Annotated in this window: 9 protein-coding genes; 2 read left to right on the top strand and 7 right to left on the bottom strand. The window is 62.8% G+C overall.

What is annotated here, in order from left to right; translation table 11 throughout:
• Window positions 1–5: 5 nt before the first annotated feature.
• From Q0Z71_RS01470 to rlmB, 6 genes are all read right to left on the bottom strand, one after another.
• Window positions 6–668 carry an HAD hydrolase-like protein gene (locus Q0Z71_RS01470; RefSeq protein ID WP_298017142.1) on the bottom strand — a complete coding sequence of 221 codons (663 nt, stop codon included), beginning with the start codon at window positions 666–668 and terminating at the stop codon, window positions 6–8.
• 37 nt (window positions 669–705) lie between these two features.
• Window positions 706–1704 carry a helix-turn-helix domain-containing protein gene (locus Q0Z71_RS01465; protein WP_298017139.1) on the bottom strand — a complete coding sequence of 333 codons (999 nt, stop codon included), beginning with the start codon at window positions 1702–1704 and terminating at the stop codon, window positions 706–708.
• Window positions 1705–1988: 284 nt separating this feature from the next.
• Window positions 1989–2555: an NADH peroxidase gene (locus Q0Z71_RS01460; protein WP_298017135.1), complete on the bottom strand. Its 567-nt coding sequence runs from the start codon at window positions 2553–2555 to the stop codon at window positions 1989–1991.
• Window positions 2556–2776: 221 nt separating this feature from the next.
• On the bottom strand, window positions 2777–4849 hold the full coding sequence (locus Q0Z71_RS01455; RefSeq protein ID WP_298017132.1) for an elongation factor G: 2073 nt from the start codon (window positions 4847–4849) through the stop codon (window positions 2777–2779).
• A 745-nt stretch (window positions 4850–5594) separates the two neighbouring features.
• Window positions 5595–7742, bottom strand: coding sequence for a hypothetical protein (locus Q0Z71_RS01450; RefSeq protein WP_298017130.1), 2148 nt, complete (start codon window positions 7740–7742; stop codon window positions 5595–5597).
• A gap of 23 nt (window positions 7743–7765) precedes the next feature.
• The gene (gene rlmB, locus Q0Z71_RS01445) at window positions 7766–8536 is read right to left on the bottom strand and encodes a 23S rRNA (guanosine(2251)-2'-O)-methyltransferase RlmB (protein WP_298017127.1); all 771 of its coding nucleotides are present in this window, start codon (window positions 8534–8536) and stop codon (window positions 7766–7768) included.
• A 189-nt stretch (window positions 8537–8725) separates the two neighbouring features.
• Between rlmB and ftsH the strand changes: the two genes are divergently transcribed.
• Window positions 8726–10888, top strand: a complete 2163-nt coding sequence (ftsH, locus tag Q0Z71_RS01440) for an ATP-dependent zinc metalloprotease FtsH (RefSeq protein ID WP_298017124.1) — start codon at window positions 8726–8728, stop codon at window positions 10886–10888.
• A gap of 157 nt (window positions 10889–11045) precedes the next feature.
• Complete coding sequence (locus Q0Z71_RS01435) at window positions 11046–12275, top strand: helix-turn-helix domain-containing protein (RefSeq protein ID WP_298017122.1); 1230 nt, start codon at window positions 11046–11048, stop codon at window positions 12273–12275.
• Between the two features lie 44 nt (window positions 12276–12319).
• Here Q0Z71_RS01435 and Q0Z71_RS01430 read toward each other — a convergent pair whose 3' ends face one another.
• Window positions 12320–14128 carry an ABC transporter ATP-binding protein gene (locus Q0Z71_RS01430; protein ID WP_298017300.1) on the bottom strand — a complete coding sequence of 603 codons (1809 nt, stop codon included), beginning with the start codon at window positions 14126–14128 and terminating at the stop codon, window positions 12320–12322.
• Window positions 14129–14177 lie beyond the last annotated feature (49 nt).

Here is a 14177-nt window from a genome sequence, read left to right as displayed (position 1 = left end):
TCTTTTTATATACCGTGTTCCTGAATAAAGCGTTCCAGCTCCTCTGCCGTCCGGACCACCGCCACGGCGCCGGCCTTCTCCAGCTCTCCCGGGCCGGCGTAGCCGAAAAACTCCACGCCCACGCAGTCGATGCCGCACTCCTTCGCGCCCAGCACGTCGAACTCCCGGTCGCCCACCATCAGGATGGACGGCTTGTCGGCCTCTGTCAGGCCCAGGCGCCGCATGGTCTCCCGGATCACGTCGGCCTTGCTCCAATCCCCCAGGGGCGGGCTGCCTGTGATCGTCTCCATGGAGGGCGTGAATCCGAATTTCCCGCAGATGGGCACGCACAGCTCCTCCGGCTTGGAGGACGCCAGCGCCAGCACATAGCCCTGCGCCTTCAGCCGCCGGCACAGCTCCGGCATCCCCGGCGCGGCGGCGTTTTCAAACTTGCCGATGGGAGCGTACCGCTCCCGGAACAGCGCGATGCCCCGCAGGGCTTTATCCTCGTCAAAGCCGCAGAAGCGCATAAAGGAATCCTGCAGCGGCGGACCGATGAACTGGATCAGGGTCTCCTCCGGCGGCACCGGCTCCCCCATTTTCTCCAGGGCATACCGCAGGCAGTTGAGGATGCCCTCCTTGGAATCGGTCAGCGTGCCGTCCAGATCAAAAAAGATATAGTGATACATGACGATCTTCCCTTCTATTATGGGGAAAATTCTATCATCATTTCTGCGGGGCCGCAAGAGGTTCTTTGGGTTTTTTGCGGCGGCTCCATCTGCGCGCTGTCCAGCCCAGCAGGCCCAGTCCGGCGGCGGTCCCCGCGGCCAGCACGCCCCGCCGCGCCCAGACATAGGGCAGCAGCTCCTCGTCCCGGACTGCCCGCAGTTTGGGCCAATGCTCAAAGCGGCTGTCCTGGAATACATCCATGCCGTATTTGTTGATCCAGGGCGTCATGGCCTGGTCATACCGGCCGTCCGCCAGGGTCCACAGCGCCAGAAAGCACACTGCCCAGAACCCCCAGGCCAGCCACATCTTCCACGGGCCGGGCAGCAGCTCCGCCCCCGCCGTCCGCTTCAGCCTCCATTGGAATACGGCGTACAGCGCCAGCAGTCCGGCGCAGAACGCCACCGGCTTCCAGTCGTCATAGGCCCAGACAACGCCGCCCCTCTCCCAATCCATCGACTGGCTTCCATAGTGGCTCCGCGCCAGAAACGCGCCCCACTGGACGGCGGAGGCCGCCAGCAGCTTCTGGTAGAGATTCCGCCACAAGTCCGCGTCCGCTTTTACATCCCCGTAGCGGATGGGATGGGAGACCAGGATGTACCCCACCCATACCGCCGCGGCAGAGAGGGGCAGCGCCGCCAGGGAGACGTAGGGGAGCGCCAAAAATGCCAGCCCCGCCAGCGCCAGGGAGATGGCAAGGCACACGTCGAACCGCGTCCGCAGGCGGACCAGCAGGCGCTTTTTCCGGGCCGCCGTCTCCCCCTCCAAAAGGGTCCGCCGCCGCTCCGTCAGGGTCTCCCCCGCCAGGATGTCGTCAACCGTGATGCCGTACAGCTCCGCCAGGGCGGGCAGCACGGTGATATCCGGAAGTCCGCCGCCGGATTCCCATTTGCTGATGGTCTTGTTGGAGACGCCCAGCTGTTCGGCCGCCTCCTGCTGGGTCTGTCCCCGGGCCTTGCGCAGCATCGCCAGGTAAGCCCCTGTCTTCATGGTGTCCATCGCCCCACGCTCCTTTCCTTTCTGCTCCCAGTATGGCATATCCGGCAGGATTTGACCATCCCCGGGGGCTGGATTTTGTCTGCGGAACGTAGAATTGCCGGTCCTGCTGGCTTTTCAAGCATGAAAAATGGGGGCGGCGCCTGACTCGCCCCCCACGTTCATTTATATTCCGCCTTTTCAAAATCCACTTTCCCCTGTTTCATTTGAGCGCCGAAATGGAAAGCGCACTTTTTTCCGCAAAAAGAAGGCGGGCATTTCTGCCCACCTTCCAGATGTAGATAAAATCAGCCGAAATAGCGCTTCAGCAGGCCGGCGAAAGCCTTGCCGTGTCTCGCTTCGTCGCGCGCCATCTCATGAACGGTATCATGGATAGCATCGAGATTGTACTGCTTCGCCAGCTTGGCCAGCTGGAACTTGCCCTCGGTGGCGCCGTTCTCGGCCTCCACGCGCATCTCCAGGTTCTTCTTGGTGCTGTCGGTCAGGACGTCGCCCAGCAGCTCGGCAAACTTGGCGGCGTGCTCAGCCTCTTCCAGGGCGGCACGGCGCCAGTACTCACCGATCTCGGGATAGCCCTCGCGGTGGGCCACGCGAGCCATGGCCAGATACATGCCAACCTCGGTGCACTCGCCCATGAAGTTGGCGTTCAGACCGTCGATGATCTCCTTCTTGACCTCCTCGGGAACGTCGGCGCCGAAGGACTTGCCCACGCCCAGAACATGCTCGGCAGCCCAGCTCATCTCGCCCTTCTGCTCGGTGAACTTAGAGGCGGGAACGCCGCACTGGGGGCACTTCTCGGGGGGATTCTCGCCCTCGAACACATAACCGCAAACCTGGCAGACCCATTTTTTCATAACAATGATCCTCCTTATTATTTTAATAATCGTCTGATCAACTTCTTGTGTTGTCTCTTTTTGAGTGATATGAGTATATCAGGATATTTGAATATATGCTAGTTGCTTTTGCAACTTTTCGCAAAATTTGGCAGGATTTCATAAAAAGTTCAAAAACAGCGATCTTCCTCTTTTCAAAAACATGGGAAGCCCTGCGGCTTCCCATGTTTTTAGACATATCCTTATGCCTCAGCCAGTGCCTTGGCCTCAGCGATGGCTTTCTCCTGTGCCGCGGGGGGGCAGTCCTCGTAGCGGATGAAGTGAAGGGTGAAGCTGCCGCGGCTCTGGGTCATGGACCGCAGGTCGATGGCATAGCTGCCCATTTCGGCCATGGGGACCTCGGCGGAGATCACCTGGCTGCCGTCGCCGGTGGGGTCCATGCCCATGACACGGCCCCGGCGCTTGTTCAAATCGCCGATGACGTCGCCCATGTAGCTGTCAGGCACGGTGACCTTCAGCTCGCCCACGGGCTCCAGCAGAACGGGGCTGGCCTCGGGCAGAGCGGCCTTGAAGGCCAGCTGCGCGGCGGTCTTAAAGGCGATCTCGGAGGAGTCCACGGGATGGTAGGAGCCATCGTACAGGACCGCCTTCAGGTTCACCACCGGATAACCGGCCAGCGGACCGTGGACGCAGGCCTCCCGCAGGCCCTTTTCCACCGCGGGGAAGAAGTTCTTGGGCACGGAGCCGCCGAACACTTCCTCGGCGAAGATCATGTCGTCCTGCTCCGTCTGAGGCTCAAAGCGGATCCACACATCGCCGAACTGGCCGCTGCCGCCGGTCTGCTTCTTGTGGCGGCCCTGCTTCTGGACGGTCTTGCGGATCTTCTCACGGTAGGCCACGCGGGTGGGCTTCAGCTCCGTCTCCACATTGAAGCGGCTCTTGAGCTTGCTGACCAGCACGTCGATCTGCATGTCGCCGGCACCGGAGAGGACCATCTGGTGGGTCTCGGCGTTGTTGACCACGGAGAAGGAGGGGTCCTCCTCATTGAGGCGGGCCAGGCCCTGGGCCACCTTGTCCTCCTGGCCGCGGGTCTTGGGGGAGATGGCCACAGAGTAGCAGGGCTCCGCGAAGGGGATGCTCTTCAGGGCAACGACCTTACGGGCGTCGCACAGGGTGTCGCCGGTCTTGACCTTGTCCATCTTGGCGATGACGCCGATGTCACCGCAGTCCAGCTCCTTGACCTCGGTGGTCTTTTTGCCCCGCATGACATACAGGCGGCCCAGCTTTTCAGACGCGCCGGTGCGGGAGTTGACCATGGGCATATCGGGGGTGATATTGCCGGAGAGGACCTTCACGAAGGAGTACTTTCCGTACTGGTCGGAGATGGTCTTGAACACGAACGCGGTGGGCACGCCGCCGGGAGAGACCACGAATTCCTCGGTCTCGCCGTCGGCCTTGGTGGCCTTGTGGTAGTTGCCCTCCATGGGGTTGGGCAGCAGGTCCACGATGTTGTCCATCAGCATCAGGGAGCCCATGCAGTTGACGGCGGAGCCGCACAGCACGGGGAACAGGCTCAGCTCCCGCACGCCCTGGCGCAGGCCCTGGATCATCTCGGCGTAGGTGAAGTCCTCGCCGCCGAAGAACTTGTCCATGAACTCCTCGCTGGTCTCGGCCACGGATTCCTTCAGGGCGTCGTTGAACTCGGTGATGACGTCCACCTTGTCGGCGGGGACCTCGATCTCCACCCGCTTCAGGTTCTGCATCTCATAGGCGCGCTTGTTCAGCACATCGATGATGCCGGTGACCTTCTTGTCCGCGTCCCAGATGGGCACCACCACGGGGGCGATCTTCTTGCCGAAGCGCTCACGCAGGGCCTCGAAGGTGGCGTTGTAGTCGCTGTTGTCCTCGTCGGTCTTGGAGATATAGACGAAACGGGGCATATTCCGCTCCTCGCAGTATTTCCAGGCCTTTTCCAGGCCCACGGAGATGCCGTCCTTGGCGGAGCAGACGATAACGGCGGCGTCAGCGGCCCGGAGGGCCTCCATGACCTCGCCGGAGAAATCGAAGGCGCCCGGGGTGTCCAGCACGTTGATGCGGCAGCCCTTGTACTCCAGAGGCGCCACAGCGGTGGAGAGGGAGATCTGCCGCTTGGTCTCCTCGGGATCGTAGTCGCAGACGGTGTTGCCGTCCGCCGCGCGGCCCATCCGGTCGATGGCGCCGGTCATATAGAGCAGGCTCTCCGCCAGGGCGGTCTTGCCGCTGCCGCTGTGGCCCAGCAGGCAGACGTTACGGATGTTTTGTACTGAATAGCTCATGATCTTTCCACTCCTTATGTGATACTGTCAAAGCGGGCCGCCGTTATGGGCGGGCCGCAATAGGTTCATTCGACGGTCGTCCGAATTGCCTAATGTAGAAATTATACAACGTTTGCGGAGGCAATACAACTAAAATTTTGGCAGGTTCCACATTTTGGGCAGGAACGCAAAAAAACTCCGCAAAATTTTGTCACAGACGCAAAAGAAAAAGCCGCTGACAGCGGCTTTTTTCAGGAAAATATAGTCCATTCACTTGAAAAATCCCATGGGATTTTTCAAGCGGGCGATGCCCGCTGCGCGGAAAGCGCACAGCGATTGACGATGAAATGCAAATCAAGGCCGCGGACCGCGGCCTGTCACAGCACACATGCGCTGTGACACTTGAAACGTGAATTGATCACGTTTCAAGTAATTTGATTATAAAATCTGTCCCGGCCAAGTTTCGCTTGGCCGGGACACCGGTATCCAAAAAGCGGTGCCCGCACCCGCTATAGTTCGGGGGATCCTGCGGTCTCTTTGATATCCCGCGGGGGTAGATACGGCCTCTGCCGGACGGTCAAACCCTCCACACCTGTCTCGGCTCTTAGAGCCTATCCTTAAATAAGGCATATGCGGATTGCGAGACAGATTTTTCGCCAGATAAGGAGATTTTCCGCAGGCGGGCTATCGCCCGGCAAGGAAAAGCGACGCAGTATGACGCTAAATATGGCCGCAAGACGTATACGCATTATTTGCGGATAGGCTCTTAATATCTCCCCGTCCAGTCCGCCATCACCAGCACCGGCAGGGTCCACAGGAGCAAAAACATCTCCAGCGCCAGCGGCGTCAGCAGGTCGTACTTTCCCTGGAACACCAGATAGAAGGCCAGCAGCGTTCCCGCCGCGCTGCCCAGGATGGACAGCGCCGTGGCCCGGCGGACGGACTTGCACAGGCGGCGGCTTCCAGCCACCGTCTCCGCATAGGGCAGCAGGCCCTCCCGGAACAGCAGCGCCCGGGGCAGTCCCCGGTCCTGCTCCACCTCGCTGAAGGCCACCCGGGTGGTCAGGTCCGGATACTCCACCTTCACGCCCTTGTGGAATTTGCGCTTCAGCAGCGCCGGGGTGATGTTGGGGTCCCGTGCCGCCAGGATGGGCGTGATATGGCTGCGCCTCATCATCCGCAGGGCGAAGTCCACGTTTTCCGACGGATTGTACTTCACCGCGAATACCGCGGCCAGCTGGCGGTCCACCGCCAGGAAAATGCCGGTCTTTAGGTTGATGTCGCCGGGCAGGCGCACCTCCATCTTCCGCATGAAGGACGCGGTGCCCAGCAGCACCGACTCTCCACGGATCGCCGCGGAGTAGCCGCCCTCCTCATAGAAGCTGAAATCGTCCACCTTTTCATAGTGGCCCAGCTCTCCCCGCAGCAGGCCGTCAAACAGCCGCTCCAGGCCGCAGCCCGCAGCCCGGGCCATGGAGGCGGCGTAGGACACCGCCTTCTGCAACTCCTCGCCGTAGACCTTCACGCCGTTGAGCTGCATGGTCCCCGGCGGGAACAAGTCCGTGTCCGTCACGATCATGCTCCTCCGGCGGCTGACCTTCTCCGCGCCGGACCAGCCCGCCACGGCACAGCCGGCCTTTTGCAGGTGCCGGGCCAGCTTCGACCAGGGCAGGCCCCAGCAGAGGGGCAGCGCAAAGGTGGCTCCCCCCGCCAGGATGGCGGACCAGTTCAGCAGAAAGTCGCTGCCCCGTCCCTGCCCCAGGGAGCTGAGGCCGGCGAACACGATAGACGCCACCAGGACCACCGGCAGCATGGCCGTCTGCCACAGGGTGGCGGCGTCATCCCGCATGGCGGTGGTGTAAAAACCCGGGACCGCCCCCCGCTGCTTGCAGGCCCCCCGCTCCGTCTCCGTGACCAGATACGGCGGCTCGTCGTCCACCGCCGCGGCCCGGAAGGTGTCGTACATCCCCCGGCTCTCCCGGCTGTCTCCCCACAGGGCGAACACCAGGGCCAGGCAGCTGATGGACGCATAGGGCATGGCGGCGCTCCGCTCCGGCAGCAGCAGGCGGGCCGCGCAGTCCGCCGCCGCCGCCAACGCCGATACGGAGATCAGCAGCTCGCTAGTGCAGCGCTTCCGCGCCAGCATCTCCGCCCCCTTGGCGAATACCTTCCGGCACAGCAGCGACACCAGGGCCAGGCACGCCAGCAAAAACAGGCTCTGGACCTTTGCGTCCCCCGACCAATAGGGGACTGTGACGCCATACCGCTCCGCGCTCAGCAGGGCCGTGGGCACCAGGGCCAGGAACGCCGCCAGAGGCAGCGTGCTCTTCCGGCTCTTATATTCCGCCCGGTAGTCCGCCGACGCCTCAAAGGGCTCCAGCTCCGGTCCGATCTCCTCTGCTTCCGCCGCTTCCTCCTCCGACTCCGGCCGGGCGTAAAGCTCCTCCGTCTCCTCCAGCTTCCGCCGGGAGAACAGGCCCCGCCGGGGTTTCAGCAGGGGTTCCGCCTCCCGCTCCTCCATCACGGCTTCCACCGTATTGCCCACGACCTCCTCCAGGGAGATGGGCCGCGGCGCCCGGGGCAGCTCCCGCTCCAGCTTTTCCAGGTCCACCGCCTGGGCCAGCAGCTTGTCCCTGGCCTCCTGGCGCAGGCGCTCTGCCTCCAGCGCGGGGTCCGGTTCCTTCTCCGGCGCGCTCTCCTGGCGGGGCGGTGTCCGGGAGGGCCGCGCCTCCGGCGCTTTGGGAGGGGCCTGCTTTGGTGCCGTCTCCCGGTCCGCGTCCTGCAGCAGGTGCTGTTCCAGGCTCCCGCCGTACTCCGCCAGGATCTCCTCCAGGGAAAACTCCTCCGCCGCGGGAGGCACGTCGGTCCCGCCCGTCAGTGTCTCATATAAATCATTCGTATCCTTCGGAGCCATGTCGTTCCTCTTTGTCCTTCCGTTTATCCAAGCCGCTGCCGCACCGCCTCGTACAGCAGAATCGCCGCTGCGGCGGAGGCGTTCAGGGAATTCAGCCTGCCCCGCATGGGGATACTGACCAGGAAATCGCAGTTTTCCGCGGCGAGGCGGGTCATGCCGTCGCCCTCGCTGCCGATGACGATGGCCGCCGGACCCTTCAGATCCGCGTCGTACAGGGTGGTATTGCCGTCCGCCGCCGTGCCGAACACCCACATGCCCTGCTTTTTCAGATCCTTCAGCAGCGCCGGGATGTTGGGCACCCGGGCCACCGGCACATGGGCCACCGCGCCGGCGGAGGTCTTGGCCACCACGGCGGTCAGGCCCGCGCTGCGGCGCTTGGGGATCACCACGCCGTGGGCCCCGGCGCACTCGGCGGTCCGGATGATGGCCCCCAGGTTGTGGGGGTCGGAGATCTCGTCGCAGACCACGATGAGGGGCTTCTCCCCCCTGTCCGCCGCCGCCTGCAAAATGCTCTCCACGCTGACGTACTCCCGCACCGCCGCCAGGGCGATGACGCCCTGGTGGGCGTGGGTGCGGCTCATGGCGTCCAGCTTCCGCCTGTCCGCCTCCACCACCACGACGCCCGCCGCCCGGGCCTTGGAGGCGATGTGCCCCAGGGTCTTGTCGGTCTCGCCCTTCTGGAGGTAGATCTTGTCGATGGCCTCCCCCGCCCGCAGGGCCTCGATGACGGCGTTGCGGCCCTCGATGATGCCGTCCGCCTCGGCGGTGAGGCTGTTTTTCCTCTGCTCGTCCATAGTTTCTCCCTCAAACGAAGATTTTGTCGCATTCAGGTGATAGTATACCACAGGAGCTGGATACAATAAAGTAGGAATTTACAGAAACTTCATCAAAAAAGTGGGCCTTGTCCTTGTGGCCCCGCCGCTTTTATGGTATACTGCGTTATAATTTTGGAAGGTTCTTTCCCTGGAAAGGAGTCCCGATACATGGACCAAAACAACAAGAACAAAAAACCGAACGGCAGCAAGAACAACAGCAACTGGCGGGGCGTGCTCTCTCTGGTGTGCTGGGCGCTGCTGCTGACCATCGGCATCAGCTATGCCAGCACCTACATGAACAGCGCCGCTCACTCTGCCTCCTCGGTGGAGCTGGAATACAGCGACTTTGAGGCGATGGCGGAGAGCCAGCAGGTGGAGGAGGTCGCCTTTGACACCGACGAGGCCATTCTCCACATCACACCAAAGGACGGCTATACCTACACCGCCGAGGACGGCACCGTCTTCCTCAAACGCACCGACGAAGAGGGCCGCGCTGTCTATTCCACCACTGACAAAAACGGCACGCCCCTGCCGGACACCACCCTGGACCTGTTCACTGTCCAGATCGAGTCCAACGACGCCACCCGCGCCTATCTGCGGGAGGTGGCCCCCTCCGTCCGTGTCGACAAGGCCTATCAGCCTCCCATGAGCACCCTGATGGTGTTCCTGATTCAGCTGCTGCCCTTTGTGGTCATTCTGCTGGTCATGTCCCTGCTCATGGGCTTCATGGCAAAAAAGGGCGGCATGGGCGGCATCGGCGGCGTGGGGAAAGCCAACGCCAAGGTGTATATGGAGAAATCCACCGGCGTCACCTTCCGGGACGTGGCGGGCCAGGATGAGGCCAAGGAATCCCTGACGGAGATCATCGACTTTCTCCACAACCCCCAGAAATACACGGAGATCGGCGCCAAGCTCCCCAAGGGCGCCCTGCTGGTAGGCCCTCCGGGCACGGGCAAGACCCTGCTGGCCAAGGCTGTGGCCGGGGAGGCCAACGTGCCCTTCTTCTCCATCTCCGGCTCCGACTTTGTGGAGATGTTCGTGGGCGTGGGCGCGTCCCGTGTCCGCGACCTGTTCAAGGAGGCCAGCAAGGTGGCCCCCTGCATCGTGTTCATCGACGAGATCGACACCATCGGCAAATCCCGGGACAACCGCATGGGCGGCAACGACGAGCGGGAGCAGACCCTGAACCAGCTGCTGGCGGAGATGGACGGCTTTGACCCCACCAAGGGCGTGATCCTGCTGGCCGCCACCAACCGCCCGGAGGTGCTGGACCAGGCGCTGCTGCGCCCCGGCCGGTTCGACCGCCGCATCACCATCGACCGGCCCAATCTGGCGGGCCGCATTGCCACTCTCCAGGTCCACACCCGGAATATCAAGCTGGGCGAGGACGTGGATCTGAAAAAGGTCGCCCTGGCCACCGCGGGCTGCGTGGGCGCGGATCTTGCCAACCTGGTGAACGAGGCCGCCCTGCGGGCCGTCCGCAAGGGCCGCAGGCTGGTGACCCAGGAGGACCTGCTGGCCGCCTTTGAGCTGGTCATCGCCGGTACGGAGAAAAAGGGCAGCGTCCTCACCGAGTTTGAAAAGAAGCTGGTGGCCTATCATGAGGTGGGCCACGCCATGGTGGCCTACAAGCAGAAGAACACCGAGCCGGTGCAGAAGATCACCATCGTTCCCCACACCCAGGGCTCTCTGGGCTATACCCTGCTGATGCCCGAGGAGGACAAGACCGAGCTGCGGACAAAGGAGGAGCTGATGGCGAAGATCGCCGTCTCCATGGGCGGCCGTGCCGCCGAGGAGGTGGTGATGAACACCATGACCAACGGCGCCTCTCAGGACATTCAGGACGCCACCAACGTGGCCCGGAACATGGTTGCCATGTTCGGCATGAGCGACGAGTTCGGCATGATGGCCCTGGCCTCCCGCCGGAACCAGTACCTGGACGGCGGCTACGGCATGGACTGCGCCCAGGACACCGCCGCCCGGATGGACCAGGCGGTGAAGGAGATCCTGGACCAGTGCTACCGGCAGGCCGTGGAGACCATTCGGAATAACCGGGAGGACATGGACAAGGTGGTGGCCTATCTGCTGGAAAAGGAGACCATCACCGGCGCGGAGATGGTGGCCATCATCGAGGGCCGGGACCCGGCGCTGGTGGAGGACGCCTATGCCTCCACCGTCACCCGCCCCCCCGAGATCGAGGCCCCTGCCAAAAAGGTGCACATGATCTCCCAGAAGATCGAGGCCCCGGCGGAGGTGGCCCAGGAGGAGCCGGAGGCGGAAGCCCCCTCCGGGGATGCGGAGCCTCCCGCGGAGGAAAAGCCCCAGGAATAAAAAGCATCAGGCGTGCCGGAGACGGCATGCCTGATGCTTTCTGTATCTGCAAGGCTTTCCTCCGCCTGCTAACCGCCGGTTGACGAAAAGAAAGCCCCCGGTTGGTGGAAATTCTCCCCCGTTTCCGCTATACTGTCCGTAAAAGGAGGCTGATCCTATGACCATCGGCCAGCGCATTGCCCAAAAGCGAAAGGAGCTGGGACTCTCCCAGGAGGGCCTTGGGGACCGGCTGGGCGTCTCCCGCCAGTCCATCTACAAATGGGAGTCCGGCACCGCCCTGCCGGAGATCGACAAGCTGGTGGCCCTGTCGAAGCTGTTCGGTGTATCCGTGGGGTGGCTGCTGGGGCTGGAGGACGCGCCCTCCGCCCCGCCGAACAGCGAACTGACGGAGGCCCAGCTTCAAATGGTGGAGGAGATCGTGGGCCGCTATCTGACGGCCCAGCCCAAACCCATGTCCCAAAAGCGCCGCCTGCTCTTCAAAACCGCCATGGCCACAGCCGCCGTGTGCCTGGTCTTTGTGCTTTGGAGCCTGTTCGAACGTCTGGACCGGGTGGATGGACAATATGCCAGCCTGCAGGCCGCCGTGTACAGCGTCACTGATTCCGTCAATCGGCAGATCGGCGGCATCTCCGCCCAGGTGGAGGAGATCCTGATGTCCCAGAACGGCCTGACGGCGGATCACAGCACGGAGATCATTGCCACGGACTACGTCCAAAACACGGTCACCTTCTCCTTCCGGGCCATCTCAAAGACCTTCTCGGAGGACATGACGGCCTGGCTGGAGGTACAGAACGAGGAGGGGTCTGTGAGCTTTGGCCCCTATGCGCCCCAGGGGCAGACCTTCACCGGCGAGGTCACGGCGGCGCTGACGGATGACATCCGCCTCTACATCGTATTTGAGACCGGCGGCAGCCGGGAAATGCAGCTGCTGGATACCTATTCCGGCCTGTACAGTGATTCCATCCCCCAGGTGAAGCTTCAAACGAACTTTATGTGGGGCGCGCTTCCCGAAGACAGCACACTGGTCCTGGAGGAAGCGTCGGTGGGCCGCTACCTGTATACCACCCGGTCATATCATTCCGTCCCAGTCCAAATCCGGGCCGGCCTGTTTAAAAACCGAAAGCTGGTGGCCTGGGCGGAGCCCTGCGCGGTGCCAAGCAGTTTTCGGGGCTTTTCCCCCCACGACTATAACTTTTTCCGCCTCCCGGACTTGACCGTCCCCCTGACGGCGGGCGACGAGCTCTGTTTAGCCGCCGTCGTCACCGACCAGTACGGCAGGGTCTTTGTGGAAACAGGCGACACCTACACCCTGGATGAGGCAGGCACCCGGCTCGTCCTAGGCGATACCTATGTGATCTCTTCCGCTGACGGATGGCAGCTTGACTGACCGCAAAACAAAGCGCCCGGACTTTCGTCCGGGCGCTTCTGGTTTCAATCCAGCTCCAATTGTCCTGTATACAGCTGATAATACCGGCCGTGCTGCTGGATCAGATCGTCGTGGTCGCCCCGCTCGATGATCTCGCCCTGCTCCAAAACCATGATGGCCTTGGCGTTGCGGACGGTGCTCAGCCGGTGGGCGATGACGAACACCGTCCGGCCCGCCATCAGGCGGTCCATGCCCCGCTCAATGATCTTCTCTGTGCGGGTGTCGATGGAGCTGGTGGCCTCGTCCAGGATCAGCACCGGCGGATTGGCGCAGGCCGCCCGGGCGATGTTCAAAAGCTGCCGCTCGCCCTGGCTCAGGTTGCCGCCGTCTCCGGAGAGCACCGTATCATAGCCCTTGGGCAGGTGGCGGATAAAGCTGTCCGCTCCCGCCAGCTTGGCGGCGGCCTCCACCTCCTCGTCGGTGGCGTCCAGCCGCCCGTACCGGATGTTGTCCGCCACGGTGCCGGTAAACAGGTGGGTGTCCTGCAGTACCACGCCCAGAGACCGGCGCAGGGAGTCCTTTCCGATGTCCCGCACGTCGATGCCGTCATAGGTGATGGTACCGCTCTGGATCTCGTAAAAGCGGTTGATGAGACTGGTGATGGTGGTCTTTCCAGCGCCGGTGGAGCCCACAAAGGCGATCTTCTGCCCCGGCTTGGCAAACAGGGAGATGTCGTGGAGGATGATCTTGCGGGGGTCGTAGCCAAATACCACATGATCGAACCGCACGTCGCCCCGCAGGGGCGTCAGCGTGCCGTCCGGGCGCTTCCAGGCCCAGGCGCCGGTGTCGAAGTCGGCCTCCGCCAGTCTGCCCGCCCGGTCCTCGGTGACCCGGACCAGCTGGACCTTGCCCGCATTCACCTCCGGCTGGGCCTCCATGGCCTCGAACACCCGCTCCGCGCCGGCCACGGCGGAGAGGATGGTGTTCACCTGCTGGGAGATCTGGGTGATGGGCTGGCTCACCTGCCGGGTGTACTGCAAAAACGCCGCCAGACCGCCCAGGTCGCCGCTGCGGATGGCCAGCAGGCCGCCCACGCAGCAGGTGATGGCGTAGTTGATATAGTTGAGGTTGCCCATGGCGGGCATCATCATGCCGGAGAAGATCTGGGCGCGGGTCCCCGCCTGCCGGTAGACCTCATTTCTCTGGTAAAAGCCCTCCTTGGCCGCCTGCTCGTGGTTAAAGACCTTGATGACCTTCTGCCCCTCGATCATCTCCTCGATATAGCCGTTGACCTGGCCCACGGCCTGCTGCTGGGCCGCGAAATACCGGCGGCTGCGGCTGCCGATGGTCTTGACCACCAGCAGCATCACGCCGATCATGGCAAAGGTGATGAGACTGAGCACCGGGCTGAGAACAAGCATCATGATGACCGTTCCCGTGAAATTCAGGGAACAGGAGATCAGGTTGCCAAAGCTGTTGTTCAGCGCCTCGGAAACGGTCTCGATGTCGTTGGTGTAGTGGCTCATCAGCTCGCCGTGGGTGTGGGTGTCAAAGTATTGCAGCGGCATGGACTGCATGTGGCCGAACAGATCCGTGCGGATCTTCGCCACGGTGTTCTGGGACACGTGGACCATGATGCGGGCGTAGCCAAAGGAGCAGGCCGCGCCGGTGATATAGACCAGCGCCATCATGCCCAGCATCCGGGCGAGGCCGGCAAAATCACCGGGCAGGATATAGTCGTTGATCAGCGGCTTGATGAGGTAGGAACCGCCCACGGTGCAGGCGGAGCTGATGACCAACAGGCACGCCACCAGCACCAGGTGCGCCTTGTACCGTCCCAGATACCGCATCAGCTTGCGCAAGGTGCTCCGCATATTCTTCGGCTTGCGGAAGCCGCCCTTCGGGCCGTGACCGGGGCCGCGG

The sequence above is a fragment of the uncultured Dysosmobacter sp. genome (assembly GCF_947631635.1).
In the GTDB taxonomy this organism is placed as follows: Bacteria; Bacillota; Clostridia; order Oscillospirales; family Oscillospiraceae; genus Oscillibacter.
The sequence above is the reverse complement of the archived record's forward strand: the minus strand, read 5'-3'. Positions and strand labels throughout refer to the sequence as shown.